A 26,256-nucleotide genomic window follows, 5' to 3' on the forward strand; every position below is an offset into this window, starting at 1 on the left:
CCCTTGTCACAACAGCGCACGCGAGAGCACCTTCGCCAGTGAGAGTCATGCACTGCCGAAGGCGACGAGGGCCGGATCTTTGCATCACTCGAACTCTGAACAGGACAGTGAGGACCGACCGACCGAGAGGCAGTCCCGTGGCGCCACATGACCCGGTGGACACCTTCGCCGCCTCGTCCGGGCACCCCGATCCGGGCGGCAAGGACGACAGGTTCGCGTCCGCGCGCCCGGCCGAGCCCACCATCAAGGGCTTCACACCGTGGCAGCTGGCCGCCAGCGCCGTCGGCGTCGTGTTCCTCGCCGTGTCGCTGTGGGCGATCCTGGCCGCGCTCGACGAGCCGGTCATCGGCGTGCTGTTCCTGCTGCCGACGCTGGCCTGCGCCGGCGTCCTCTACGCGGTGTCGGTGCGGCGGCGGCTGCGCGACGGCGTCGTCGGCGACCTCGCCGACGCGCTCGCCCGGCACATCGGCCTGCCCGACGCGTCGTACCTCGACATCGACGCGCGGCAATGGCAGGGCGGGTGGGTCGGCGTCCCGCACGTGCTGAACATCCAGTACCCGACCGAGGTCGACGACTCCGGGTCTGACTGGGCCGACGGCGTCGCCGAGGCCGTCCACCACCAGCTCGAGCACCAGTACACCGTCGGCCGGCACAACATCCGCGGCCATCGGCTCACGCTGCGCGACCCCACGCGCACCAGCGGGTCGCTCACCCCCGAGCCGGTGGCACGCGCCGAGCGGGCCCGTGACGCCGTCCGGCGGGCGCTGCCTGAGAAGATCGCCCGCCCGGTGCCGACGCAGGCCGACCTGTCGTCGTGGCTGGTGCCGCTGGGCGTCGACGCCGGCGGCACCCGGGTCGGCTGGAACCTCGCCGCGCCACAGGGACACCTGCTGGTGCTCGGCCGGTCCGGCGCCGGCAAGCGGGTACTGCTCACCGGCATCGTCGTCGAGGCCGCGGCGCGTGGCTGGCCGGTGTGGATCATCGATCACCGCCGCGTCGACCTGCTCGGCGTGCGCGACTGGCCGAACGTGCAGATCGTCGCGTCCACGCTGGACGACCAGATCGTCGTGCTGAACCAGGCATGGCGCGAGATGGAGGGCCGGGTCGCGCTCATCGAGTCGGGGTCCAGCCGCGCCGAGCTCGAGCCGCTCGTCGTGGTCATCCACCACTTTCGCGAGTTCGCCACCGCCGTCGCCGACGCCGCCAACCGGGCCGGTCAGGGGCCGGCGGCCGCGTCGCTGGCGCACGACCGCGTCACCGACCTGCTGCGCCACGGCCGCCAGGTCAATGTCTACGTCGTCCTCAGCATGCAGCGCGCCGACGACCCGCTGCTGCGCGAGGAGAACCGCGACGACATCGGCGCCGTCGTGGCGCTCGGCCGGCTCGACAGCCGGGTCGCGTCGGCGCTGTGGGGCAGCGATCGTCCGACGGAGCCGGCCGAGCCGGTGCCCGGCCGGGCGATCGTCCAGTCCGGCGACGCGAAGCCGGTGCTCATTCAGTGCTACTGGACCCCCGACCCGCGCGAGGCTCGCCGCGTCAACGACGAGCAGGACCTCTACCTGCTCGACGCGCTCCGGCCGAGCCTCGTCACCCATCCCGTGCTACACGTCCAACGGTCGCGGGCGCTGGCCGACAGCCCCGAGGCGTCCTGGCGGATCAACCTCAACGCCGACCTCGCCGAGGGCTACGGCGCCGGCACGTCCGGCCTCGCCGACTGGAGTCGTACGCGCACCACCGGCGGCGGGTCCGCCGCCGCGGCGTCCACGCAGGTCGAGACCTCGGGCTGGTCCGAGATGATCATGGTGTCGCAGCTGCAGGCGGGCAGCCTCGCCCGCCTCGACGACGACACCGGCTGGGTGATCATCGAGCAGGTCGAGCCGGTCCAGAACGACGGCACCAAGCTGCTCATCCGCTGGCGCGGCAACGACGGCGCCGGCTCCCAGGTCGTGTCGCGCACGCGCGCGGTACGCATCCGGCACCTCAACGACGGCATCTACTGACCCGAAGGCCGACCGCGAGGTCCCAGGCGGCGGCGCGGCAGACAAGGGAGAGGGGAAGGGGCGCGCGATGGCCGACAACGTCTCCGACAACGACGTGTTCATGATGTTCCTGGCCGCGCCGTTGGCCCTTCCGGTCGTGGCGCCGCTGGTGTTCAGCTCGTGGGACGAGGGCCGCGCATGGATGATCGAGCGCGGCTTCATCGCCTCGGCCGAGGACGCCGTCTGGGAGGTCCCCGGCTGGGAGGGTGCCGGCGTCAGCGGCGCCCACATCGTGCTGGGGGTGTGTCTGGTGCTGCTCGTCCTCGCCCTCGGCACCGTCGTGGCGCGGCGCAACCGCAACCGGAAGATCGACACCGAGGGCTGGGGGACCAGCTGATCCGCCGCCGACGTTCGGAGAGCGCCGGGCCGAGCCTCAGAAGACCTCGACCGAGACCGGCACCCGGTGCCAGCCGAACGCCGCCGACAGCCGGGCGACGGCGCCGGGAGCGCGTTCGCTGATCAGGCCGCCCGCGGCGAGCGTGCCCGCCGAGACCCCGCCCAGGTAGAGCGAGCCGAGCGCTCGGACGTCCAGAGCCACGTCGCCGTCGGCGTCGGTGCGCGAGACGTCGACCTTGTCGTCGTCGGCGACCAGCCGCCAGCGGCCGGTGTTGCCGGTGAACGCGGTGTCAGTGACCTCCAGCACGACGTCGACCGGGGCGGCGTAGCGCCGCACCGCCAGCGCGCCCGGGACGTCCAGGATGCGCACCCACAGCGACCCGCCGGCCGAGCCGACCAGCGCGTCGGGGTTGGTGACCAGGTGCGGCAGCGGGTCGTCGATGGGGCCGTGCATGTACTTGACCGTGCGGACCAGGTCGATCGACGTCAGGAACCGCCACAGCGCGGCGTGGGCCTCGGGCGTCTCGGCGAGCAGCTCGGTGACGCGGACCTCGCCATCGGGGCCGCTGTTGCCCCAGCCGGCCTTGGTGCGGAAGCGGGCGTAGCCGCGGACGCCGCCCGCGTCCTCGTAGAGCACCGTGCGTTCGGCGGACATGCCGCGCCGCCAGCCCTTCGGGTCGGCGGTCAGGTACTCCCACCACTGGCCCGGCCGGGTCGACAGCCCGGGCCGCTCGGTCAGGACGCGGTCGTACACGGCCACGATCTCGTCGAGGACGTCACGGGTGGCGACCTGCCGCAGCCGGGCGCCGTCCGGCGCCGTGCCGACGACCGATGTGTCGCGGGTGGCGATCTCGTACGACACCCGCCACGACGCCAGGCCGTAGCCGTACCGTCCGTAGATGGCGCCCTCGCTGGCCCAGAGGACCGCCAACGGCTCGGTGCCGCGGCCGTGCGCCTCGGTCAGCATGGCGTTCATGAGCGCCGTCAGCACGCCGCGCCGCCGATGCGTCGACGCGACCCCGACGCCGGTGACGTGCGCGGCCGGGACGACGCCACCGGGCACACTGAGGTCGCGCGTGATGACGAGACCGGAGCCGACGATGCGCCCGTCGTCGGTCATGAGCTGGGTGCGGCCGGGCTCGAAGACCTTCCGGTTGAGGTCGGCCGTGTCCTCGTCGACGTCGTCGAGGAAGGCGCGATGGATGTGCGCTTCGAGCTCGGGGTAGTCGGCTTCGGTGGCGGTGCGCAGGACCAGGTCGTTCGTCACCGTCCCTGTCTAGCGCATGGTGCCTGGCCGGGCCAGAGGTTTTCGGCCCGGGTGATGGTTGGCCGGCGGTGCGCGTGGCCGCCGCTACCGACGATCCGGCGTCGGACGCACGGTAGGCGCCGCGTCGCCAGGTCGCCTGCCGTGGCGACAGACCGGTGGCCGGTGGCCGGTGGCCGGCGGTGCGCCCGCTCCCGGTCGCGGCACGGCTGCTCGTCAGGTGGCCCGCTGCCGAGCCAGGCGAACTGCCTCGTCGCGCTGCTGCAGCCTGCGTTCGGCCTCCCTCAACGCCTCGTCGACCCGCTGGCACGCCTTGGTGAGGAGCTCGACGATCTCGTTCCAGCGGGCGGTCAGCGCGCGGAGGGCCGTCGTGAACGCGGACTCGATGGCGGTGGCGATGCGCTTGCGGATCGCTTCGTCGTGAGGGAGTGCCTCGCCGGTCCTGTCGGTGAGCCGCTTCTGGACGGCCAGGAGGTCTGCCTGGGTGGCGTCGCGCCCGCGCTCGGCCACGGCGACGGCTTCTCTCAAGGCGCGCTGCGAGTCGCGCAGCAGGGCGATCTCATCGTGGATCACGCCGAGGGCGTGGTTCGGCGCCGTGGACACGGCTACCTCCGCGCGACGTGGACGGCTTCGCGCCCGCGGTCGCGGACGGCGCGGGCGGCGGCCGGGATGATCTGGGCGAGGCGCTTCTTCACCTGGGCGAGGTTGGCGGTGACCTGGCCGGCGCCCTGGGTGATCTGTTCGCCGTGGTCGAGCAGCTGGTCGGTGCTCCGGCCGATCTGCTGCGCCCCTTCGGCGACGCCGTCGGCGGCGCGTTCCAGTCGGTCGGCGCTCTGACGCAGGCTCTCGGTGAACTGGGTGACCTGCGCCGCGATGGGGCGGATCTGCGGCTCGAACACGGAGGCGAGGTCGGCGTCGCCGCGCTGGAGATCGTCGCAGGCGGACTGGAGCAGCCGGGCGCCGTCCTCGGTGACGGAGGCCGCGCGTTCGAGCTCCTCGAACTTCGCGCGCGCGTTCTCGGCCCGGGCCCGCAACCGTTCGGCGGCCGCCTTGGCCTCTTCGGCCGGCGCCCGCAGGTCGCGCAGCGCCTCGATCGCCGCGTTGGCCTTCTGTTCCAGCTCGGTGAGCCCACGCGAGGTCTCGTCGCCACCGCGGGACAGCCCGGCGGAGACCTCGATGAGGATCTCACCGGATTCCTTGATGCTCGGCATGGATGCCGCCCTTCTGGGTCTGTGGCCGCACCTGCCGGGACCGGGTGGGCCGCCTACTTCTGTAGGTCGTTCTGGGATGGCGAATGTGACACCTGGTGGCGATTCACAGGGCGCCGGCCACGATGTTGGCCGCCGTGAGGGCGAGCAGCGTCGCGCCGCCGATCCGTGCGCCGTACCGGGCCAGCGCCCAGCCGTCCGGCCGCCGTGCGAGTCCGGCGCCGCGGCAGACCCGGGGGAGCCGCCGGGCCGCCGCCACGCCCAGCCCGGCGGCGACGACGGCCAGGGAGCAGACGATCAGCAGGGCGAGCGCCGTGGCGGCAGACGTCCGGACCCCGGCGACGGCCATGACCGCGGCACCTGCCAGCCCGGCGGCCACGACGGCGCCGAGGGTGATGCGACGGGACTGCTCGTCGTGCATCTGGAGCCAGTGCGCGAACTCGGCTTCGGCCAGTTTGAGCTCGTCGCGCCGGCGACCGAGCGCGGTCAGGGCCACACCGAGGTCGGCGCCGCCGGTGCGACGCAGCCGGTCGAGGCCCGGCGCCGCGTCGTCAAGTCGGCCGGGGGACGTGCGGAGTCGCCTCGTGCCGGAGCGGACGGCAGTGGCGGTGCCCGGCAGCGAACCGTCGGTGCCGTGAGACGGGCCCGAATCGGGGTGACGCACGAGGCCGGCGGTGCCGCGGTCGCGCGGCGGGCCGGCGGTGCTGCGGTCGTGCGCCGGGCCGGCGGAGCCGCGGTCGTGCGCGGGGCCGACCGTGCCGCCGTCCTCCGCAGTACCGACGGTGCCGTCGTCAGCGTGGCCGCCACCACCGGGTCGGTCGCGGCCGTCGGCGCCGAGGCGCTCCTCGTACTCGGCGAAGGCGTCGGCGGGCGAGCCCGAGGGCAGGCCGTAGTCGGAGCGTACGGCGGCGCAGTGGGCGAGGCCGTCGTCGGCGGCGGCGCCGGCGCGGTCGATGCCGCGTAGCCGGGTGGCCGCGGTCAGCTCGCGCTGTTCGGTGTCTTCGCGCGTGCCGGCGTCGTCGTTGCGGAGCAGCTGCTCGGTGCTCTGCACCGACGAGGTGAACCGGGCCAGGCTGGCGCAGTAGGCGCGCATCGCCGGGCTGCGGACCGGCGCGCCCGGGCGGGACGCGGCGGCGGGGTCGCCGGGCGCGCCGAACTCGAGGTCGGCCGTCATGGGAGCGCTCCGAACCCGTCAGCGGGCACCGCCCCCGCCGGCCCAGGAGGCGCGACGGTACGCGGCTCGGGCAGGGAGGCGCCCACCTGGAGCGGATCGAGCAGGACGGGGTCGGTGTCGCCGGCGAGGTCGTGGAACCAGAGCCGCCCGCGGGATGCGGGGAAGGGCGGCCGGACGCGCAGGAACGATGTGCTGTCGATGATGTCGCCGCCGGCGTCGGCCCGCAGCTGCAACCGTTCGCCGTGCTGGCCGAGCTTGCGGAGCCGGTCGGGGGTGTCGAGCCAGATGAGCGGGAACACCGACAACGACGGGCCGGTGCCGCACAGCCAGCCGAGCGGATGGGGATCGTCGGTGTAGAGCGGTGCCTCGACGCCGGAGTACTGCAGTCCGAGCACGGCGACGAACACCGGCCCGGCCGGCCTCGTGGCGATGGCGGGCAGCTGGTCGAGCCGCGCTTCGTCGAGCGTGACGACGCGGTCGCCGAGCCACTGGACGAGCTGGTCGAGCGGGCGCCGTCCGGGGATGCGCTCGGGCAGCAGGTCGACGACGACGAAGCCGGCGTCGTCGCAGGCGGGCTGCAGGGCGAGGCCGGCCAGCACGGCGCTGATGGCGCCGACGGCGTGTGCTTCGTCGCGGCCGGCGAGCAGCAGGCCGCGGCCGTCGCCGGATCGGGCCGGGACGCCCACCAGCGGCGGCGAGACGCCGACCGGTGCGCCGACGTAGACCGTCGGCAGGGGCGTCGACGCCAGCACGGGCGCGGCGTCGGCCAGTTCGACGCCGCCGCTACCGCGGCTGACCCGGATGCGGGGATCGGTGCCGTACCGGGCGACGACGGCGTCGCGGATGCGGCGGCGGTCGTCGGTGTCGAGCAGTCCGCCCTGGAACAGCTGGTCGGCGTCCTTGTCGCCGCGCGCCTGGTTGAGCACGCCCGAGCCGCGGCGGCCGGTGTCGAGGCGGTCGCGGACCGTGCGGTCGAGCAGCAGGCTCAGCTCGTCGGGCTTGCAGCGCAGCCCGACCCGCAGTTCGAGCTGGTCGAAGACCGACGCCTTCTGCGCGGCCCGCCCGGAGCCGACGGAGTTGAGGCTCTGGGTGGCCAGCAGCACGTGGATGCCCTGGCTGCGACCCTGCTTCACCAGGACGTCGAGGGTGTCCCAGGCGGCGTCCTCGGTGGGCCCGGCGAGCATGAGCTGGAACTCGTCGGCGACGAACAGCACCCGCGGCAGCACCTCGCCGGTGGCCTCGCGGTACTGCGCGATGTTCTTGATCTCGCGGCCGGTGTCGGCGGAGGCCTGCTTGAACAGCTGCTTGCGCTGGGCGTCGACGTCGGCGAGGTGCTGCAGGACGCCCAGCGCGAACGTGGCGTCGGCCTCGATGCCGACGGCGCGGACGTGCGGCAGCGCGGGCCGCCCCGGCCGCGGCGCGTACTCGGCGAACTCGACGCCGGCCTTCATGTCGAGCAGGTAGAGCTCGAGCTCGTCGGGCGGATACCGGTGCACCAGCGCGTGGATGAACGCGTGCAGCAACGTCGTCTTGCCGGAGCCGGACGGGCCGACGACGATGCCGCCGATGGCCACGCCCTCGTCGTCGCCGACCGCGAGCTCGATGGCGGAGCCGTCGGCGGCCTGGCCGACGGTGGCGGCGACCCGGGTGTGGGTGGTGCCGGTGCCGGGCCGCTCGGCGGCCAGCAGGTCGCTGAGCACGACGGGGCGGTTGACGCCGCGGCGGACGGCCGGCGCCAGGATGGTGGTGAGGAATCGATGCTGGGCCGAGCCGGGCGGGTTGGGACAGCGCACGCGGGCGTTGTGCAGCAGCGCCGGCGGTGACGACACCCAGGTGGCGCCGCCCTCGTGGTCGACGTGGAGGTGCTCGGCGTTCTCGAGCAGGTCGGCCAGAACCACGCCCTGCGGCAGCTCGCGCCCGGTGTCGACGACGGCGACCACCGCGACGCCGCAGCGGTTGCCCGTCCGCGCCAGCGACCAGAGCTGCTGGGCGTCGTCAGCCGTGAGGTGGGGGCCCAGCCCGGCCGCGAGCACCAGGGAGCACGGAATGCCCTGTGCGGTGCCCTGGTGCCAGCGGGTCACCAGGGAGTCGTCGTCGCCGAGCAGCACCTGGCTGTTGAGCCGGTGGACGTGCTCGCGCAGCGTCCGCAGCTCGGTCGAGACCTCGTCGTGGGTGGCCCGCACGCCTCCCGCGACCAGCGGTTCGGGAAGCCGGCTGAGGATGCCGAGGTTCTGCCCGAGGCCGCCGGGGTCGAGCAGGTGCACCCGCAGCGAGCCGGGCAGCGCGGACGCGAGCGCGCGGGTGACGAACGCCTGGGCGAGGTTGTGGGCCGGCGCGCGGCCGGCCGGGGCGTGGGTGATGACGACGTTGCCGCCCAGCGCGGGCAGCACGAACGGCAGCTCGACGATGCTGCTGGGGGAGGCGAGCCCGAGCGTCGCGGCGCGCACCACCTGGGTGACGTCGACCGGCTGGTCGTAAGGCTCGGCCCAGAGCGGGGAGTCCCAGCCCTCGTGGGCGTAGCCGGGGCCGCGGCCGAGCAGCTCGGCGATGTCGAGCCGGACGCGGTCGGCGGCGGCGAGGAGTGAGGCGTGCGACCGGGCCTGCCGGCGGCGGGACTCGCGGGCGATGGCCTGCTGGTCCTCGGCGAGCCTGCGGCGTTCGCGCTCGGCGGCGGAGTCGGCGAGGGCACGCAGGTGGACTGCGGCGTCCTCGGTCGCCTGGACGGCGTGCGCCAGGGCGGCGGGGCCGTCGTCGGCGGCGCCGGGACCGCGCAGCAGACCGAGGCGGAGGGCGGAAACGCGCATGCCTGCCCTTCCTGTCGAGATGCCTGTCCCTCACGAAGGTGCGTGGGATGGCCGGTTTGTGACCGGGAAGGGGAAGGTTTGTGCGAGCGCGGCCGGACGGGGTCAGCGGCGGCGGGTGGTCGTCAGGCGGCGCGGGGAGTGACGCGGCGGGACGTTGCGCGGCCGGCCGACTCCGGGGCGTCGGCCGGCGAGGATGCTCGAGGCTGTCAGGCACCTGGGGGTCGTCCGAACGGGCGACGGTCAGAAGAAATCGTCCTCACCGTCATCGGGAACTCGGACAAACCGTTCGAGCATTTCCGCTTCGGTTTCCCATTCGGGATACTTGACCAAGATCGAACTGGTTACAATTCCGATGACCAGGCCCACTCCGAACACCCAGAGGTCCGCTGAGAACCATCCGAGCAGCGCAATGGCGCCTGCCGCCGTGAGCGCGCCCTGGCCGACCACCGTCGCCCAACCCGCGACGTAGTCGTTGTCGCGGCGCCGGGCGATGAAGTCGACGCCGCCACACGCGAGGCCGATCACCGCCACCGGGATGAAGGCCGCGTGGAGGTCGGCAACACCCGCCAGGTCGGCGAGCGTCGCCAGCGCGGCCAGGATGATCGCCACGATCGAGGCGATCATCGTGCCGATGCCGAGCAGCAACAGCTTGGTCTGCCGAACCGCCATCGAGGTGTAGGCCTCGACGGCGGCGTTCTCGGCGTTCACCAAATCGTCTCTGTATTCCATGTACACCTCTCGCCTGACGTCCCGAGGTCCCCGGCCACTGACACGGTAGGTGTCCGAGCAAGGACTTCCGTGACGAGATGATCCGGGAGAACTCGGCGCTCGGCAAACGGAGCGGTTCGTTTCTGCGGATACGACATTCAATGTCGGTTTCGGCCCCCAGGGCAAGAGGTCCGGAGCAAACTAGTACGCGCTACAACGTGTTTTTACGGCGATTGTGGCGGTTATGTCCATTTGATTCTTCGTTCGGACGGCCCCATGGCGGCCGCCGATCGGCCGATGCCGACGCCGTCCCGCCGGTCGGTGGCGGGCGTGGTGGGCGTCGGCTGGCGGTGCGGACGTTGGCCGTCCCCCTGCTGCCCGATTGTCTTGGCCGCGCGCGCGCCTCAAGCGGACCGAGGAGGCGCTTCGCGCCGATGCGGACCGCTTGACCCGCGCGCACGCGGCTAAGAACGGGCAGCTATCAGGGGGACGGGGGAAGTTCGGCGACGTCTCCCGCGGCGTTGGCCCCGTTACGGTGTGGCGTTGGTGTCGTTGAGCGTCCACGTGGTGAGATTTCGCTGTGATTCGGGGGCCATCACGAGGATTACCCCAGCGTCAACACCCCTACAGTCGTGGTGATGCTCAGGTAATCCTCGTGATGTAGGCGATCCTGGATGATCATGGCCGCCTGCAGCCCGGCAAACCGGGCGAAACGGGCACGCGAACCTCGAGTCGTGCCCGCTCTGCCCCCGTCCCCCTGATAGCTGCCCGTTCTTGGCCGCGCAGCCGCGGGTCAAGTCCGCCCCTTCGTCGCGAAGCGACTCCATGGCGGACTTGAGGCGCGGTTGCGCGGCAAGAGAATGGGGCAGCAGGGGGACGGGGAGCCAAGGCCAACGTCGCCCAACGCAACGGCGCCCGCCGAGATGGACCGTGGGGTCCACCGGCGGGCGCCGGGTGCGGCCGTTGCGCGGGCCGTCTGGTGGCCGCGAGGGCGTCAGTTCACGTAGTCGGCGAGGTCGTTGAGCAGAGCGGCCTTCGGCTTGGCGCCGACGATCTGCTTGACGACCTGGCCGCCGGAGTAGACGTTCAGCGCCGGGATCGAGGTGATGCGGTAGCTGGCCGCGATCTCGGGGTTCTCGTCGACGTTGAGCTTGACGATCTCGAGCTTGTCCTGCGCGGCGGCGATCTCCTCGAGGACGGGGGCGATCATGCGGCACGGCCCGCACCACTCGGCCCAGAAGTCGACGAGGACGGGCTTGTCGCTCTGGAGCACCTTCTCGTCGAAGTCGGCGCTGGTGACGTGCTGGATGTTGCCCATGGGGACTCCTTGATGGTGGGCGTTTCTCTGGTGACGGAGCTCGGTGTCAGCGGACGGCGAGCTCGGGCTTGGCGGCGTGGTCGGCGGCCTCGATGTCGGCGAGGTATCGCTCGGCGTCGAGGGCGGCCTGGCAACCGGTGCCGGCCGCGGTGATGGCCTGGCGGTAGATGTGGTCGACGACGTCGCCGGCGGCGAACACGCCGGGCAGTTCCGTCTTCGTGGTGGGCGCGTCGACCAGCACGTAGCCCTCGTCGTCGAGCCGGAGCTGACCCTTGAACAGCTCGGAGCGGGGGTCGTGGCCGATGGCGATGAACAGGCCGGTGACCGCGAGCTCACGCTCGGCACCGGTGACGGTGTCGCGCAGCCGCAGACCGCTCACCTTCTCGTCGCCGAGGACGTCGACCACCTCGGTGTTCCACACGAACTCGATCTTGTCGTTGGCGAAGGCCCGCTCCTGCATGACCTTCGACGCGCGCAGGGAGTCGCGACGGTGGATGAGGTAGACCTTCCGCGCGAACCGCGTGAGGAACGTCGCCTCCTCCATGGCGGAGTCGCCACCGCCGACGACGGCGATGTCCTGGTCGCGGAAGAAGAACCCGTCGCACGTGGCACACCACGAGACGCCGTGTCCGGACAGCCGCTTCTCGTTCACCAGGCCGAGCTCGCGGTAGCGCGAGCCGGTGGCGACGATGACGGCACGGGCGCGGTGGACGTTGCCCTCGCTGTCGGTGACCGACTTCACCGTGCCGGTGAGGTCGGCCTCGACGACGTCGCGAGTGAGGATCTGCGCACCGAACCGCTCGGCCTGCGCGCGCATCTCCTCCATCAGGGCCGGGCCCATGATGCCGTCGCGGAAGCCGGGATAGTTCTCGACCTCGGTGGTGTTCATGAGCGCGCCGCCCCAGCTGACCTCGCCCTCGATCAGCAGCGGTTCGAGACGCGCCCGGGCAGCGTACACAGCGGCCGTGTAGCCGGCCGGCCCGGAACCGATGATGATCAGGTCACGGATGTCTGTCACGCCTGTGCCTTCCGTAGCGTCGCGTTGGTTCATCTGCCCCAACGGATCCTAGGCGGTCGGCATTCCCGGCGGGTGGTTCACTCGCCCTTCGGCACGTCGACCGGCGGGACGAGCTGCCCGACGTCGACGGAATTGCAGGTGTCGATCAGCCAGGCCTGGTACGTAGTACCGGCGTCGAGGACGACGACGACGCCTGCGAAGTCCCGTGCGGAGCCGACCAGCTCCAGCCCCTGCTGCTCGGCGAGATTCTCGCCACAGCTGCTGATGACATTCGAGCGCATCCTGATGATGTCCTGCGCGCTCGCCGTCAGTTCCGCGGGGTCGACGTCGACATCCTCTTCCGGCTGTCCCTGCGCGACCTGGGGTGTGTCGCTCGGTGTGGGGGTGCCCGTGACAGTGCTCGGAGGGCCGACCCGGGAACCGGTGGGAGGCGAGTCGAACGCGGACGCGGGCTCGCCGGCACCTGCGACAGCGGCGTCCTCGGCGGCGGAGCCGCTGTCGTCCGAGCCACCGTTACCGCCGCCGACGGCGACGTAGCCGGCCAGGCCGAGAACGGCGACGCTCGCGGCGGCGGCCAGGCCCTGGGGCAGCCGGCGCCGGAACCACGCCACCGTGCCGCTGTCACCGCCGGCCTGCGCCGGTTCGGCGTCACCACCACCAACACCGCCCGCCGGCGTGCCGGACGATCGCTCGGCCGCGAGCGCATGCGAGATCCGCGCGGCGACGAACTCGGGGATCGGCCGCTCGGCCGGCAGCGCCCGCAACGCGACGGTGACCTGGGCCAGCTCGTCGAGCGTTCCCTGGCAGGTGAGGCACTGGTCGACGTGGGCCTGGACCTCGCGCGCGCGGGCGTCGTCGAGGACGCCTTCGGCGAGGCCGGCCAGCTCGTGGGTAGGCGGATGGGCCTCGGCAGCGCTCACCGATGCTCACCTCCCGTTCCACGCGACGTCCCAGATGGGACGTCGCCACCGGCGCCTTGGTTCCCCGTCGGGTTGCCCGTGGTGCTCAACCGGCCGGGGGCCAGCAGCGGCACCAGCTTGGCTCGGGCACGGGCACAGCGGCTCTTGACGGTACCGACCGGCAGGCCGAGCAGCTCGGCGGCCTCGGCGACCGGGAAGCCCTCGACGTCGACGAGGATCAGCGGCAGGCGCTGGTCGGCCGGCAGGGAGGCGAGTGCCTGCTCGAGGTCGACCCGCAGGGCGGTCCGCTCGGCGGGGTCGCTGGAGGGCTCGGTGGCCGGCGCGACGCCGGGGATCTCGGTGCCGTCGAAGGCGACGGGGTCGGCGGGTCGGGCGGCGGCGTGCCGGACGCGGTCGAGGCAGGCGTTGACGACGATGCGGTGCAGCCACGTGGTGACCGCGGACTCGGACCGGAACGACGCGGCCCGCCGGAAGGCGTTGATCATGGCGTCCTGCAGGGCGTCGGCGGCGTCGTGCGGGTCGCCGAGGGTGCGCAGCGCGACCGCCCACATGCGGTCCTGGTGGCGCTTGACCAGCTCTCCGAAGGCGTCGGGATCACCGTCGACGTGCTGGCGCAGGAGCTCCTCGTCGGGCACCCGGGGACCGGGCGCGGACTGCGTCACCCGAGCACCTCCGCTTCGGCTATTCCGCTCCGGTAGTTGCCGTCATCGGCAAGGGGCAACTGAGTGAACCACACGAGGAGGTACCGAGTGGTCACCGCCTCGTCAAGTGTGCGCGTGACATTCTGCTCAGCGTCCTCGACGGTGTCGACGGCGGTCCAGCCGTCGAGATCGGCCGGCGCCTGAGTGGCGTCCTCGGGCGCGACCCGCAGCTCGACGGTGGCGCCGGCGTTGATCAGCGCCAGCCGCACCTCGCGCACCGGCACCGCCTGCCCGAGGTCGAGGTAGACGCCGACGCCGGCCTTCTGGTCCTCGAGGGGGTCGTAGTAGTTGACGGTGGTCCACGTGGTCTCGGGGTCGCCGTCGACGACGTTGCCGACGTCGCTGGAGTTCTCTTCGTCGTTGCCGGCGGGGTCGTAGTCGGTCGCGGCGGCGACGGCGATGGCGGTCGGCTCCGCGGCCGGGGTCTCCTCGGCCGGCGTCGTGCCGGTGACGCCGGGCGCGGACGCCGACGGGGACTCGTCGTCGCCGGCGTCGTCGATGGCGCCGAGCAGCAGTTGCAGCCCGACCAGCGTGGCGCCGACCAGCAGCAGCATGGCCGCCATGACGCCGAGCAGGCGGGCCGTGCGGCCGGACTTGCGCCGCTCGCGCAGCTGCTCGACCCGGCTGGGTGGCGGCGGGCCGGGCTCGTCGAGCAGCGCGGGCGGCGCCGCCACGACGGCTTCGTCGGCGACGACGGCGCGGTGGTGGTGCCGCGAGCCGTTGGCCAGCTCGGTCGCGATCTCCAGCGGAGTGACCAGCGGCGTCGCGTGGTGCCGGCGGGCGTGCCCGATGGCGCGGTCGGTGACGGCGTCGAGCAGCCGCGGCACGCCGGGCCGGACCTGACGGGGCGACGCCAGCCGGCCGTCGATGAGCGGCGCGGGCGGCAGTCCGCCGGGCGTGCCGACGGGCCAGCGCGCGGTCAGCGCAGCGTAAAGCACGCCGCCGATGCCGATGGCGTCGAGCTCCGCGGCGCTCGGGTTCGACGGGTCCGTCGGCGCGCACGGCGTCTGGGCCGGCCCGCGCAGGGCGTACTCCGTCTCGAGCCCGGCGATCTTCACCGAGCCGTCGGCGGTGACGAACACCAGCGTGGGGTCGAGGTGCCGGTGCGCGAGTCCTTGGGCGTGCGCCGTGGCCATGGCCTCGGCGACCTCGCGCCCGACGGCGGCGGCCTGCTCCGGGTGGAACGCGCCGGCGTGCGCCAGCAGCGCGGCCAGGCTCTGCCCGGGCGTCCACTCGCGCACGACGTAGGCGACGTCGTCGCTGCCGACGTCGAGGATGCGCAGGAACCGAGGGTCGGAGACGGTGGACGACACGCGTGCCGCCGTGGCGAAACCCGGCGCCCGGGGGTCGTCCAACGCGACCGCCTGGACGAACACGGCTCGCCGCAGGACGTCGTCGACCGCCTGCCACGACTGGATGCCGTCGGCGTCCTCGAGCAGCCGCTCGAACCGGTAGCGGCCGGCGACCGTGCGCCGCTGCCCCGGAACCAGGCCCCGGGAGCCGGACGGCGGCTCCTGCGGCGCTCCCGGCCTCGTGCCGGGCAGCGGCTGGACCACCCGCGCGGTCTCGCGGGCGGCGTCGAGACCGACCGCGCCGCCCACGCCCGCGCGGTCGCGGTAGCCGCCGGCATGGGTGTCGAAGAAGCTCGGCACGCCGGGCAGCGTCTCGTCGAGAAAGAACTCCGACGTCATGTCGGGGTCGACCGGACGACGGAAGATGCTGAGCGTGCCGGTTTCGACCGGGATGTGGTACTCGGCGGTGTCCTCGAGCAGGTCGCCGGGGTCGACGGCGGGAGCCGTGCGGCCGCCGCCGCGCAGCCGCGCCAGCACCATCGTCACGGCACTGCGGACCTCGGCCACCCGGAAGGCGTAGGCCAGGCCGACGAACGTCGCCACGCCCACGGTCCCGCCGATGACCAGCTCGAGCGCCCGGGCGAGCAGCGACGGCAGCGCGTCGCCGACCCCCAGGCCGGTCCAGCCCCGCCACACCAGCCATGCCAGGCCGGCCGCGACGGCGGAGTGGATCAGCAGCCGGACGACGTGCTGGACGAGCCGGCCGCCGCCGAGAGAGCCGATGCGCTGCTGCAGCCGGACGGCGCCCACGCTCGCGCCGACGAGGTACGCGACGCTGTAGCCGCCGGCCAGCGCCATGGTGACGTACTGGTCGCCCGGTGAGAAGATGGCGACGCCGACGGCGCCGACCATGATCACCGCGGACACCCAGATCTGCGTGTAGAACGGCGTCTTGGTGTCCTGCAGCGCGTAGAAGCCGCGCAGCACGAGGTAGTGCACGGTGAACGCGACCAGCCCCGGCATCAGCACGATCAGCGTCATCGCCAGCCGGCCGGTCTGGCCGCCGGCCGACCCGTAGTCGAAGATCATCGCGGTCAGCGGGAACGCCAGCGCCGCCATCAGCGCGCCCAGCGGGATGATCACCGCCAGGCACATGCGCAGCGCCGAGACCAGCTTCTCGCGGACCTCGTCGAGGTGGCCGTCGGAGGCGAGATCGGACAGCCGCGGCAGCAGCGCCGTCGCCAGCGACACCGTGATGATGGAGTGCGGCACCATCATGATCAGCATCGCGTTCGCGTACACCGAGTAGCCGGCGCCGGCGTCGCCGGCGCTCACGCTGCTCGCCCCGGACGCGACCTTCACGACCACCAGGTACGCGAGCTGGTTGACCACGACGAACGCGACGGTCCACAAGCCCAGCCGCACCGACTCGCCGAGCCCCTGGCCGCGCCAGTCGGTGCGGAACCGCAGCGAGAACCCCGTCTTGCGCAGGACCGGGATCAGGATGACGGCCTGGGCCACCACGCCGAGCGTGGACCCGAGCCCCAGGAGCAGCGTCTGCGTGGTGGTGAACGGCTCGAACCCCTGGGTGCCGTAGACGAAGAGGAAGACGCCGAACACCGCGATCGAGACGACGTTGTTGAGGATCGGCGACCACATCATCGGGCCGAACCGGCCCTTGGCGTTGAGCATCTGGCCGATGAGCACGTACAGCCCGTAGAAGAAGATCTGCGGCAGGCAGAACCGGGCGAACATGACCATGTTGTCGAAGTACGGCCGCATGTCCGGCTGCAGGAAGCGGTCGTCGACGATCAGCTGCATCAGCCAGGGCGCGGCCAGCACGGCGATCGCCGTCGCGAGCGCCAGCACCGTGACGGCGAGGCTGAACAGCCGCTGCGAGAACGCCTGGCCGCCGTCGGCGTCGTTCTTGATGGCCCGGACCAGCACCGGGACGAGGACGGAGTTGAGCACGCCGCCGCCGACCAGGATGTAGATCATGTTCGGCAGCACGTTCGGCACGTTGAACACGTCGGCCGTGGCCGCGGTCAGGCCGATGGCGGCCGCGATGACGGCCGCGCGCGCGAAGCCGGTGAGCCGCGAGACCACGGTCCCGGCGGCCATGATGGCGCTGGAGCCCAGCAGCCCGGAGCTGCGGGGCGGCTCTTGCGTGGCCGTCACCGTGCCGCCTCCTGGGTGGGCCTCGCCTCCGCGGGGAGCTCGTCGAGGACGCTCCCGGCCGTGGGCGCGGGGGGCTCGGGGGAGCGGCGACGGCGCCGGCGGCGCGGCCGGCGGTTGCGCAGCGTCCGGCGGAGGATCGCACCGAGGAACAGCGCGCCGGCGCCGCCGACGATGACCCAGCCGATGGTGCCGTACTCCGTGGCGTTGACGACGGTGGCCACCGGCTGGCCGATGGGCCGGCCGTCGTCGGTGGTCAGCTGCACCTCGATGGGCACCCGGCCGTTCGCGGCGGCCTGGGCGGTGACCTCGACCAGCTTCTGCTCGCCCGGCGCCATCTCCTGCGTCTCGACCTCGGAGACGCGCAGCCGGTCGGGGTTCTCCGACTGCACCTCGAGGCGGACGTTGACCGCCGCGTCCAGCTCGTTGGTGACGGTGAGCGGGAAGGAACCGGTCCGGCTGGACAGCGTGACCGACTCGGGCACGTTGATGCTGACCTGCCGGAGGCGACGGGTGAGGCCGTCGGTGATCCCCCGGGCGTAGGAGACGCCCGTGTCGGGGTCGTCGCGCCAGCCGGTGGAGGCCGAACGCAGGGTGGCCAGATCGAGCGCTGTGGTCACGTCCTCGGGGTCGGCCAGCAGCGTGGAGTACTGGGTGGCGTCGTCGCGCAGTGCGGCCGTGGCGGCGATGTTGGCTTCGGGCAGGAAGGTCGTGCCCTCCGTCGGCGCCGGCGAAACCTCCGGGGCGTCGCCGGCGTCGATGCGCTCGGAGAGGCCGACCGGCTCGATCCACGTGGTGGACGTCAGCACGCCGACCAGGCTCTGCGGGATCGGGTCGGCCGGGCGCCAGCGCACCGGCGGCGCGGCGACCAGGAGCGGCGGCTCAGCGTCGTCGTCGGCGGCGTCGAGCGCCACCATGGCGGTCTCGGCGATCCAGCGCTGCTGGAGGTCGACGGCGCCGGCGTCAGGGTTGACGCCGTCGCGCACGGCGTCGGCGATGGCCGAGCTCAACCCGGTGTCGGCCGCGACGACGCGCATCGTGTGGTCACCGGCGGTGATCTGGCCGAGTGCGCCGCCGTCGGCGTCGCCGTCGTCGTCCGCGGGCCCGACGGCACCCGACGGCACGACGACGGTGCGTGCGCCCGCCTCGGCGAGCGTCGTCACGACCTCGTCGGTGAAGGAGCCGCCGTCGAGCCAGGCGGCCCCCGGCGTCGCCGGCAGCTCGTCGGCGGCGGCGTCGGCGGCCGCCAGCGACCGCTGGGTCAGCTCGGCGGCCAGCGACGGGTCGTGCTGCTGGAGCGCGCCGGCGTCGGGTAGCGCGTAGGGCAGCATCCAGACGTCGCGGTCCTGGGCGATGTCGTCGAACTGCTGCTGCCACGCCAGCGCGGCGTCGGTGTTCGCCTGTGTGCCGTCGATGGCGCCGTCGGGCGACGTGACCTGGTAGCCGCCGGCCATGGTGTCGACGGTGTCGAGCAGATCGGGGTCGACGGCCCAGGTGACCGGCGCCTCGGCGCCGGCCTCGAGCAGGGACGACAACGGCTCGTCGGCGCCGAGGTCCTCGGCCAGCCGCTCGTCGCTCAGCGTGCCGTCGGGCAGCAGCGACGGCTGGGCCGCGAGCGGCCAGAGGAGGGCTACAGGCACCGTCGGCAGCTCATCCGGGTTCCTGATCCAGGGCACCACGGTCCGCGAGGTGGTGAGGCGGTCGCGGTCGCCGCCGGCGGGCGTCGCGAGGATGTCGACCCCGACGACGTAGACGCCGGAGGCGTCGAAGCCGAGCTGCTCGTTGGTGATCGTGACGGTGAACGTCTCGGCCTGGCCGGGATCGAGGGTGTCGGCGACGTCGTCGAAGCCCTCACCGGGCCGGGACCCCCAGTAGAGCTCCTCGTTGACGCCGATCTCGCGGATCTCGGACCGCGACTCGACCCGGTTGCCGCTGAGCCGGACCAGCGCCCGCACCTCCTCGAGCGGGACGTCGCCGGAGTTCCGGACCGTGCCGGTGAGCGTCAGGCCGTCGGAGTCGGGCGTGAGGACGCCGGGCGTGACGCCGCTCAGCGTGCTCTCGGCGCTGAACTCCGCGGTGCTGGGCGCGGTCTCGTCGGCCGCGGCGGTGCCCGGCGCCAGCAGCCCGACGGCGAGGACGGCGGCGGGAGCGCAGACGGCGGCGAGGGCTCGGAGGCCGGCGGGCCTCATGACCCGTCCTTCCGGACGCCCCCGGAGTCAGGGACGGCGCTCGCCGGAGTGTCGCCGGGCGAGGCCGGGAGCAGCTCGCGCAGCCGTCGCGCCAGCCGCCGCTCGGATGCGTAGCGCATCCGGCCGGCCAGTTCGTCCAGTGGCACCCACGCCACTTCGCTCACCTCCACGTCGTCGGTGCTCAGACTCCCACCGGTGGCCTCGAGGAGAAAGTGGTGCACCGTCTTGTGGATCCTCCGATTGTCCGCCACGAACCAGTAGTCGATGTCGCCGACCGCGGTGACGACTCTCGACTGCAGACCAGTTTCCTCCGATACCTCCCGCACCGCAGCTTCCTCGGGCGTTTCACCTGCCTCGACGTGTCCCTTGGGCAGGACCCACTCCAGCCGGCCGCGCCGGTCGATGCGGCCGATGAGTGCGACGCTCGACGGGTGCTCGTAGTGGTCGACCACCAGGCCCCCCGCTGAGGTCTCGCGGACGGTGCGCAGCCGCGGCCGGCCCGCCTTCCGCCGTCGCCTCGCCCCCCGACGTCGCCGATGGTGCGGACCGTCGGCTGGCGAGGACGGCGAGCCGGGCATACGTCCAGAGTAGCCGGGATACGGCCGCAACCTGCGCTGCTACGGACGTGGTCGCCGGTCGCGACGGTCTGACGCCGGTCGCCGAAGTGATTCGTGGTTGGGATCCCGAGGGTGTCGCCCCGTAGGCTGGTCCGTCGTGATCGGAACGAAGGAAGCGGCGAACCACGTGCTCTCGAAGGCCCAGCGGCAGGCGGTGCGGCAACTCCTGCGCATCGCACCCGTAGCCGACGAGCTGGGTGCCCGTTTCCAGGCCGCCGGGCACGAGCTCGCGCTGGTCGGCGGGTCGGTCCGCGACGCCCTGCTCGACCGCCTGGGGCAGGACCTCGACTTCACCACGTCCGCTCACCCCGAGGAGACGAAGAAGCTCCTGGCGGGCTGGGTCGACAGCCTCTGGGACGTCGGGCAGAAGTTCGGCACCATCGGCGGAACGAAGAACGGCTTCCAGATCGAGATCACGACCTACCGCGCCGACAGCTACGACCCCACCAGCCGCAAGCCGGCGGTCGCGTACGGCGAGTCCATCACCGACGACCTCGTCCGCCGCGACTTCACCGTCAACGCCATGGCGGTGCTGCTCCCCGGCCGCGAGTTCGTCGACCCCCACGGCGGACTGGCCGACCTCGGCCGCCGCGTCATCCGCACGCCCGGCACGCCGGAGCAGTCGTTCTCCGACGACCCCCTGCGCATGATGCGCGCCGCCCGGTTCGCCTCGCAGCTCGGTTTCGAGGTGGCGCCCGAGGTGGTCGCGGCGATGACCGACATGGCCGGTCGCATCGAGATCATCTCGGCCGAGCGGGTCCGCGACGAGCTGACGAAGATCCTGCTCTCGCCGTCGCCGCGCACGGGGTTGACGCTGCTGGTCGACACCGGCATCGCCGGCTACGTGCTGCCGGAGCTGCCGGCGCTGCGCCTCGAGATCGACGAGCACCATCGGCACAAGGACGTCTACGAGCACTCGCTGACGGTGCTCGAGCAGGCCATCGAGCTGGAGCCGCGGCTGCCGGGCGACGGTCCCGACCTCGTCGCCCGGCTGGCGGCGCTGCTGCACGACATCGGCAAGCCGCGTACGCGCAAGTTCGAGGCCGGCGGCGGCGTGAGCTTCCACCATCACGACGTGGTCGGTGCGAAGCTGGCCCGCAAGCGGCTCACGGCGCTGCGCTACCCGTCCGCCGTCATCGACAGCGTGGCGCAGCTCATCCAGCTGCACCTGCGCTTCCACGGCTACGGCGGCGGCGAGTGGACCGACTCCGCGGTGCGCCGCTACGTCCGCGACGCCGGCGACGAGCTCGACCGGCTGCACGTGCTGACCCGCGCCGACTGCACCACGCGCAACCGCCGCAAGGCGCTGGCCTTGCAGCAGTCCTACGACAGCCTCGAGGAGCGCATTGCCCGGCTGGCCGAGGAGGAGGAGCTGGCCGCCATCCGGCCCGACCTCGACGGCAACCAGATCATGCAGATCCTCGGCATCCGGCCGGGGCCGCTGGTCGGCCGCGCCTACCACCACCTGCTCGAGGTCCGGCTCGACCGCGGGGTGCTGTCCGAGGACGAGGCGCGCGCTGAGCTGCTGCGGTGGTGGTCCGAGCAGCCTGAGCACTCCTCGTGAGAGCTGGCCCGGCTGCCGTCGTCGACGCCGTCCTGGTGCTGGCGTTCGTGCTGATCGGCCGGCGGACGCACGATGATCCGGCGTCGTTGGCCGGTATCGCGCGCACGGCGTGGCCGTTCGCGGCCGGCCTGGCCGTCGGCTGGGCCGTGACGCTGCTGCGCCGTCGGCGGCCGGCGGCGCTGGTCACCGGGGTGACGGTGTGGGTTGCGACGGTGGCGGTCGGCATGCTGCTGCGAGCGGCCTCGGGGCAGGGGACGGCGCCGTCGTTCGTGGTGGTCGCGACCGTGGTGCTCGGCGTGTTCCTCGTCGGCTGGCGCCTGCTGGCGCGGCTGGTCGTACGTCCGGGCAGAGCTCCGGCCGGCCGGTCAGGCTAGCGTCGCGAGCAGCTCGTCCTCGGAGGCGAAGTCGTCCATGCTGTCGCCGTAATACCGTGCCAGCAGCGGGAACGCCTCACGCCAGGGCCGCTCGGCCAGCCGCTCGCGCAGCCAGGCCGAGGTGCCGGTGACGGCGTCGGCGTAGGTCGCGACCGGGGCGTAGCCGAGCTGGGTCGTCGCCGCCGTCATGTCGACGACGAACGAGCGCGGCACCGACCACGGGGTCCGGCCGACCCCGTTGGCCGGGGCCGGCCCGTCGAGCGGCACCAGGTCCGGCTCGTGGCCCACCGTGGCACTGACCGCCCGGACGATCTCGGCGACGGCCAGGGGCTCCGGGTCGCCGGCGTTGAGGATCCGGCTGCCCGGACGCTCTGCCGCGAGGCGGACCAGCTCGGCGAGGTTCGGCGCGCTGGTGGTGTGGAACCGGCTCTCGCCGCGGTACGCCAGCGGGACGCGAGACCGCCGGGCGAGCGCGCGCAGCAGCGGCCAGACCTCGCGCGGGCTGCTGCTGCCCGGTCCGTGGATCGCGCACGGCCGCAGGACGGTGACCGGCAGCCGGCCGTCGTCGAGCAGCGCGGACTCGAGCAGCACCTTCTTCGTCGAGTACGTGTCCCGGCCCGGCGCGACCGTGGCCTGCGTCTCGGGGACCGGTCCGGCGAACCGCGGGAAGTCGTCGGGCCCGGTCGCCTCGTCCAGCGTGCGGCCGTCGTCGTCGGCGTACACCGAGGCGCTGGAGATGACGATGAGTGACCCGACGTCGCCGGCCAGGCCCAGCAGCAGCCGCGCGTCGGCGTCGTCGTAGGCGATGGTGTCGAGCAGCACGTTCGCACCACCCGCCTCGCGCACGACGGTCGCGAGGTCCGCGCGGTCGGCCAGCCGCTCGACGACGCCGCGCTCGGCCCAGCCGGTCGGCGGCGCGGTGCCGCCCCGGTGCACGGCGGTGACCGCCCAGCCGTGGTCGAGCAGGGATTCCACGGCGGCCCGGCCGATCTGACCGGTCGCGCCGACGACGATGGCGTGCGGGCTCATGCCCCCGACGCTAGCCAGCGGGACGCGTGCGCGTCACCGTCGCTTCGCTGTCGGCAGAGGTCACTCGACGGGCCGCAGCGCGGCCGTCACGCGGACCACCCCGTCGCCGTACCGCTCGTCGAGCTCCTCCTGGTGACCGTCGAGGACCGCCGTACACCTGGCGCAAGGCTGCCTCGTGCCGTTCGAGGTCGCCGGTGAACCGGACCGTGATGACCGCGGGCTCGATGGGCCCAGCCGCCGGCCGGCGGCTCGCACGGCGGCGTGAAGTCGGGTACCGCGTCGTCGGGGACGTCGGGGCCACCGCACTGCGGCGGTTGAGAGGCGAGGACGTTCACGCACAGTTGCGGCCCGTGCTCGGCGTTCTCCAGCACGGTGAAGTGGCCGGTGAAGAGCTAGCCGGCGATCAGCAGGACGGCGGCCGGGAGGGCGGCGACCCACCGGGCGCGGCGCATGTCAGTCCACCGGCCGCAGCGCCGCGTGCACGATGACGACGCCGCCATACTGCTGGTCCAGCCGTTCCTGGAGACCGTCGTCGACGAACACGTCGACCGAGACGGTGCCGGTCGTCGGGTCGGTGCCGGCGCCGCTGGCCAGCTCGCCCAGCTCGGTGAGCACGTCCTCCTGGATCGCCAGCAGCTCCTGCTCGGTGTGCTCGGCCGCGCTGACGCACAGCGCGCCGCCCCAGATGGCCCGCAGGTCGGCCTCGTGCTGCTCGAGGTCGCCGGTGAACCGGACGTTGAGCACCAGCTTGGTGGGGTCGTTCATCGCGGCCTCGTCGGTCGCGGGGTTGATCGACTGGTCGACCCACGCACCGGCGTAGTCGGGCCGGCTCGCCGCGTGCGCCAGGGCGGCGTCCAAGGCGGCCTGCGTGGCGGTGGCGGCGTCGACGACAGCCCAGCCGCCGGCGGGCGGCTCGCACGGCGAGGTGAGGTCGGGCACCGCGTCGTCCGGGACCATGGGAGAGGTGGCCGCGCCGGGCAGCGGCGGTTCGGTCAGGGTGAGCGCACTGCCGTCCCAGGTGCCGGTGACGGAGTAGTAGCCCCAGGTGACGCCGTTCGCGGTCTCCGCGTCGGGTGCCTCGTCCCAGTTCCACCCGAGGACGTCGGGACCGCCACACTGGGGTGGATGGGACTCCAGCACCGTGCTGCACAGCTGCGGGCCGTGCTCGGCGTTCTCCAGCACGGTGAAGAACCCCGTGTAGGCCTGGCCGGGGTCGGCGGACGGCGGGGCGTCCGACGGCGAGGCGCTGACGGGCGCCCCTTCATCGCCGCAGGCGGCGAGCAGCAGGGCCGCGACCGGCGCGGCGACGATCCACCCAACGTGACGCATGCCACTTGGACGCCGTCGCGGGCCGCGACGTTCCCGCGGCCGCGTCAGCGCACCGGCCGCAGCAGCGCGCCGACCTCGACGAGGCCCGGCCCGGACGCGGTGACGTCCTACTCGGCCCTGATCTCGGCGAGAACGGCGAGGAGCTCGTGGTCGGGGCCGAGCAGCTTTCCCGTCGCGCGCAGGTCGTCGCCGAGGGGTCAGGGCTGCTGGATCAGCGACATCGCGTGCTCGACCAGCGTGACGAGCACGACCTTGACCGATTCGCGTTCGCGGGCGTCGGTGACGACGAACGGGACCTCGGGACCCACCTGGAGGGCGTCGCGGACGTCCTCGACGTCGTGCTCCTGGACGCCGTTGAACGCGTTGAGCGCGACGACGAACGGGATGCCGCGCTGCTCGACGTAGTCGATGGCGCCGAAGCAGTCGGCCAGCCGGCGGGTGTCGACCAGCACGACCGCGCCGATGGCGCCGCGGGTGATGTCGTCCCACATGAACCAGAACCGGTTCTGGCCCGGGGTGCCGAACAGGTAGAGCACGAGGTCGTCGGCCAGCGTGATGCGGCCGAAGTCCATGGCGACCGTGGTGGTGCGCTTCTCGGGCAGCATGGAGAGGTCGTCGACGCTGGTCGAGGCCTCGGTCATGAGTGCCTCGGTACGCAGCGGCTCGATCTCGCTCACCGCACCGACGAAGGTCGTCTTGCCCACGCCGAAGCCGCCGGCCACGACGATCTTGACCGACAATGCGTCTTGGTCGGCCTGTGTGCCGCCAGACACCTCAGAGTCGACGAAGGCCATCCCTCACCCTTTCCAGCACGCTCAGATTACGGGCCGGCTCCGCGGAGCCGGCGAACGCCGCATGCGGGTCGGCGACCCGCACGAGGCCCTCGGTCTCGAGATCGGCGACCAGCACGCGGGCCACGCCGAGTGGCATCGAGACGATGGCGGCCACCTCGGCCACGGACCGTGGCGAGTGGCACAGCCGGAGGATGCGTTCCCGCTCCGGCTCGGGGTCGGCGCCGTGGGTGCGGCCGTCCTTCGTGGTGGAGACGAGGGCCTCGATGGCGATGTCCTGCACCGGGCGCGTGCGCCCACGCGTCGCAAGGTACGGCCGTACCCGCCGGCCGTCAGGTGCCGCCATCGTTACCTCCAGACCATCGTCGGTTCACGGATCTGCGCGGTGCTGACCCGATCCCTACCACATCAGGCGCCCGTGCACGTCGTATCTCATCCCACCCGGGTGGCCGGGTTGAGGACGGCGCCCACGCGCTCGACGAGCAGGGCCATCTCGTAGCCGACCTGACCGAGGTCGGCCGACGAGGCCGCCAGGACGGCCAGGTGCGCGCCGTCGCCGACCGCCATGACCAGCAGGAAGCCGTTGGACATCTCGACCAGGGTCTGCTGGACCTCGCCGGCGCCCAGGATCAGCGAGGCGCCGACCGTGAGGCTGGCCAGTCCGGACACCACCGCAGCGAGCTGCTCGCCGCGTTCCCGCGGCATGCCCGTGGAGCCGGCCAGGTGCAGACCGTCGGCCGAGACCACGACCGCGTGGGCCGCGCCCGTGGTGCGGTCGACGAATCGGTCGAGCAGCCAGCCGAGCTCGTCGCTGGAGGCGTTGGTCACGAATCGCTCCTCTCGGGGTCACTGGGCCGCTTCGGGACCCAGCCACCGGTTTCTTCCCGGCCACGCCCGACACCTCGCTGCAGGCTGGCCAGTGTCGAGGCCACGGTACTCGCGTCCTTGGACGCGGCCGCCGCGGGCCGCCGGGTCCGTTCGGCCTCGTTGAGCTCGCCGATGGAGCCGGGCACCAGCGAGGCACCGCGGCGCCGCAGCGGCAGGCCGGACGCGCTGAGCGCGGGCTCGGCCTCCGCGACCGGCTCGGGCACGGACGGCGTCTCGCGGCTGGCCCAGCCCGAACCGATCTGCGGCGATGTCGCGATCGGCTCGGTGTCGCGCTGGCCGGCGCGGGCGCTGGCGGCCTCCTCGGCCGAGCGCAACGCCTCGGCGGCCCGCCGCCAGCCCTCGTCCGCCGGGCTCGACCAGTCGCTGGCCGAGCTGCTCGACCGGCTGAACCAGGCCGAGGCGACGGAGTCGTAGATGGGCGAGTCGCTCTCGGGAAGCACCGGCTCCGGTGCGCGCAGCGAGGCGCGGGCGGCGGGCGCGGGCTGCGCGGCGGGCGGCGTCACCGGCGGGGCGGGCGG

22 protein-coding genes and 1 pseudogene are annotated in these 26,256 nt (G+C 73.1%); 4 read left to right on the forward strand and 19 right to left on the reverse strand.

Features of this window, described 5'->3' with window-relative positions; genetic code table 11:
* Positions 1–155: 155 nt before the first annotated feature.
* Complete coding sequence (locus tag DY240_RS04955) at positions 156–2,000, forward strand: FtsK/SpoIIIE domain-containing protein (protein ID WP_119658849.1); 1,845 nt, start codon at positions 156–158, stop codon at positions 1,998–2,000.
* 67 nt (positions 2,001–2,067) lie between these two features.
* Entirely contained in the window at positions 2,068–2,376 is a 309-nt protein-coding gene (locus DY240_RS04960) for a hypothetical protein (protein ID WP_119658850.1), read from the forward strand.
* Positions 2,377–2,412: 36 nt separating this feature from the next.
* On the opposite strand, the gene DY240_RS04965 is transcribed toward DY240_RS04960, so the two are convergent.
* The 13 genes from DY240_RS04965 to DY240_RS05030 form a co-directional block, all read right to left on the reverse strand.
* The gene (locus tag DY240_RS04965) at positions 2,413–3,642 is read right to left on the reverse strand and encodes a GNAT family N-acetyltransferase (RefSeq protein ID WP_119658851.1); all 1,230 of its coding nucleotides are present in this window, start codon (positions 3,640–3,642) and stop codon (positions 2,413–2,415) included.
* Positions 3,643–3,855: 213 nt separating this feature from the next.
* Positions 3,856–4,242 carry a hypothetical protein gene (locus tag DY240_RS04970; protein ID WP_119658852.1) on the reverse strand — a complete coding sequence of 129 codons (387 nt, stop codon included), beginning with the start codon at positions 4,240–4,242 and terminating at the stop codon, positions 3,856–3,858.
* A 2-nt stretch (positions 4,243–4,244) separates the two neighbouring features.
* The gene (locus DY240_RS04975; protein WP_119658853.1) at positions 4,245–4,850 is read right to left on the reverse strand and encodes a hypothetical protein; all 606 of its coding nucleotides are present in this window, start codon (positions 4,848–4,850) and stop codon (positions 4,245–4,247) included.
* 103 nt (positions 4,851–4,953) lie between these two features.
* Positions 4,954–6,021 (reverse strand): hypothetical protein, encoded by a 1,068-nt coding sequence (locus DY240_RS04980; RefSeq protein ID WP_119658854.1) that lies wholly within the window; start codon positions 6,019–6,021, stop codon positions 4,954–4,956.
* Positions 6,018–8,825, reverse strand: coding sequence for an FtsK/SpoIIIE domain-containing protein (locus tag DY240_RS04985; protein WP_158602740.1), 2,808 nt, complete (start codon positions 8,823–8,825; stop codon positions 6,018–6,020). The genes DY240_RS04980 and DY240_RS04985 overlap by 4 nt, the downstream gene beginning before the upstream one ends.
* Positions 8,826–9,065: 240 nt before the next feature.
* Positions 9,066–9,554 (reverse strand): hypothetical protein, encoded by a 489-nt coding sequence (locus DY240_RS04995; protein ID WP_147375200.1) that lies wholly within the window; start codon positions 9,552–9,554, stop codon positions 9,066–9,068.
* 973 nt (positions 9,555–10,527) lie between these two features.
* Positions 10,528–10,851 carry a thioredoxin gene (trxA, locus tag DY240_RS05000; RefSeq protein WP_119658858.1) on the reverse strand — a complete coding sequence of 108 codons (324 nt, stop codon included), beginning with the start codon at positions 10,849–10,851 and terminating at the stop codon, positions 10,528–10,530.
* Positions 10,852–10,897: 46 nt separating this feature from the next.
* The gene (gene trxB / locus DY240_RS05005) at positions 10,898–11,869 is read right to left on the reverse strand and encodes a thioredoxin-disulfide reductase (protein ID WP_119658859.1); all 972 of its coding nucleotides are present in this window, start codon (positions 11,867–11,869) and stop codon (positions 10,898–10,900) included.
* 77 nt (positions 11,870–11,946) lie between these two features.
* Positions 11,947–12,789, reverse strand: a complete 843-nt coding sequence (locus DY240_RS31665) for an anti-sigma factor family protein (RefSeq protein WP_158602741.1) — start codon at positions 12,787–12,789, stop codon at positions 11,947–11,949.
* The gene (sigM, locus tag DY240_RS05015) at positions 12,786–13,451 is read right to left on the reverse strand and encodes an RNA polymerase sigma factor SigM (protein WP_119658861.1); all 666 of its coding nucleotides are present in this window, start codon (positions 13,449–13,451) and stop codon (positions 12,786–12,788) included. The genes DY240_RS31665 and sigM overlap by 4 nt, the downstream gene beginning before the upstream one ends.
* The gene (gene murJ, locus DY240_RS05020; protein ID WP_119658862.1) at positions 13,448–16,960 is read right to left on the reverse strand and encodes a murein biosynthesis integral membrane protein MurJ; all 3,513 of its coding nucleotides are present in this window, start codon (positions 16,958–16,960) and stop codon (positions 13,448–13,450) included. The genes sigM and murJ overlap by 4 nt, the downstream gene beginning before the upstream one ends.
* Positions 16,957–19,146, reverse strand: coding sequence for a DUF6049 family protein (locus tag DY240_RS05025; RefSeq protein ID WP_119658863.1), 2,190 nt, complete (start codon positions 19,144–19,146; stop codon positions 16,957–16,959). The genes murJ and DY240_RS05025 overlap by 4 nt, the downstream gene beginning before the upstream one ends.
* A complete protein-coding gene (locus DY240_RS05030; protein WP_325049273.1) occupies positions 19,143–19,598 on the reverse strand; it encodes an NUDIX hydrolase in 456 nt (151 codons plus the stop codon). The genes DY240_RS05025 and DY240_RS05030 overlap by 4 nt, the downstream gene beginning before the upstream one ends.
* Before the next feature lie 262 nt (positions 19,599–19,860).
* Here DY240_RS05030 and DY240_RS05035 point away from each other — a divergent pair, with 262 nt between their 5' ends.
* Both DY240_RS05035 and DY240_RS05040 read left to right on the forward strand, forming a co-directional pair.
* Entirely contained in the window at positions 19,861–21,327 is a 1,467-nt protein-coding gene (locus DY240_RS05035; RefSeq protein ID WP_233552612.1) for a CCA tRNA nucleotidyltransferase, read from the forward strand.
* A complete protein-coding gene (locus tag DY240_RS05040; RefSeq protein ID WP_119658865.1) occupies positions 21,324–21,701 on the forward strand; it encodes a DUF3054 domain-containing protein in 378 nt (125 codons plus the stop codon). Before DY240_RS05035 ends, DY240_RS05040 begins: the two co-directional genes overlap by 4 nt.
* Here DY240_RS05040 and DY240_RS05045 read toward each other — a convergent pair.
* From DY240_RS05045 to DY240_RS31670, 6 genes and pseudogenes are all read right to left on the reverse strand, one after another.
* Positions 21,693–22,730 carry an NAD-dependent epimerase/dehydratase family protein gene (locus tag DY240_RS05045; RefSeq protein WP_119658866.1) on the reverse strand — a complete coding sequence of 346 codons (1,038 nt, stop codon included), beginning with the start codon at positions 22,728–22,730 and terminating at the stop codon, positions 21,693–21,695. The genes DY240_RS05040 and DY240_RS05045 overlap by 9 nt on opposite strands.
* Before the next feature lie 453 nt (positions 22,731–23,183).
* Entirely contained in the window at positions 23,184–24,059 is an 876-nt protein-coding gene (locus DY240_RS05055) for a hypothetical protein (protein ID WP_119658868.1), read from the reverse strand.
* Positions 24,060–24,256: 197 nt separating this feature from the next.
* Positions 24,257–24,853: a GTP-binding protein gene (locus DY240_RS05060; RefSeq protein ID WP_119658869.1), complete on the reverse strand. Its 597-nt coding sequence runs from the start codon at positions 24,851–24,853 to the stop codon at positions 24,257–24,259.
* Positions 24,834–25,196, reverse strand: coding sequence for a DUF742 domain-containing protein (locus DY240_RS05065; RefSeq protein ID WP_119658870.1), 363 nt, complete (start codon positions 25,194–25,196; stop codon positions 24,834–24,836). Before DY240_RS05065 ends, DY240_RS05060 begins: the two co-directional genes overlap by 20 nt.
* 86 nt (positions 25,197–25,282) lie before the next feature.
* A complete protein-coding gene (locus tag DY240_RS05070) occupies positions 25,283–25,678 on the reverse strand; it encodes a roadblock/LC7 domain-containing protein (RefSeq protein ID WP_111254780.1) in 396 nt (131 codons plus the stop codon).
* Positions 25,675–26,256, reverse strand: a pseudogene (locus tag DY240_RS31670) (hypothetical protein); the annotation flags it as partial. The pseudogene DY240_RS31670 and the gene DY240_RS05070, both read right to left, overlap by 4 nt.

This window comes from Jiangella rhizosphaerae (genome assembly GCF_003579925.1).
Classification (GTDB): Bacteria; Actinomycetota; Actinomycetes; order Jiangellales; family Jiangellaceae; genus Jiangella; species Jiangella rhizosphaerae.

Bases quoted from the DNA above. Each gene is read 5' to 3' on its own strand.
- DY240_RS04960 (WP_119658850.1), top strand. From the start codon at position 2,068: ATGGCCGACAACGTCTCCGACAACGACGTGTTCATGATGTTCCTGGCC.
- DY240_RS04975 (WP_119658853.1), bottom strand. From the start codon at position 4,850: ATGCCGAGCATCAAGGAATCCGGTGAGATCCTCATCGAGGTCTCCGCC.
- DY240_RS04980 (WP_119658854.1), bottom strand. From the start codon at position 6,021: ATGACGGCCGACCTCGAGTTCGGCGCGCCCGGCGACCCCGCCGCCGCG.
- DY240_RS04985 (WP_158602740.1), bottom strand. From the start codon at position 8,825: ATGCGCGTTTCCGCCCTCCGCCTCGGTCTGCTGCGCGGTCCCGGCGCC.
- DY240_RS04995 (WP_147375200.1), bottom strand. From the start codon at position 9,554: ATGGAATACAGAGACGATTTGGTGAACGCCGAGAACGCCGCCGTCGAG.
- trxA (WP_119658858.1), bottom strand. From the start codon at position 10,851: ATGGGCAACATCCAGCACGTCACCAGCGCCGACTTCGACGAGAAGGTG.
- DY240_RS05025 (WP_119658863.1), bottom strand. From the start codon at position 19,146: ATGAGGCCCGCCGGCCTCCGAGCCCTCGCCGCCGTCTGCGCTCCCGCC.
- DY240_RS05045 (WP_119658866.1), bottom strand. From the start codon at position 22,730: ATGAGCCCGCACGCCATCGTCGTCGGCGCGACCGGTCAGATCGGCCGG.
- DY240_RS05055 (WP_119658868.1), bottom strand. From the start codon at position 24,059: ATGCGTCACGTTGGGTGGATCGTCGCCGCGCCGGTCGCGGCCCTGCTG.
- DY240_RS05060 (WP_119658869.1), bottom strand. From the start codon at position 24,853: ATGGCCTTCGTCGACTCTGAGGTGTCTGGCGGCACACAGGCCGACCAA.
- DY240_RS05065 (WP_119658870.1), bottom strand. From the start codon at position 25,196: ATGGCGGCACCTGACGGCCGGCGGGTACGGCCGTACCTTGCGACGCGT.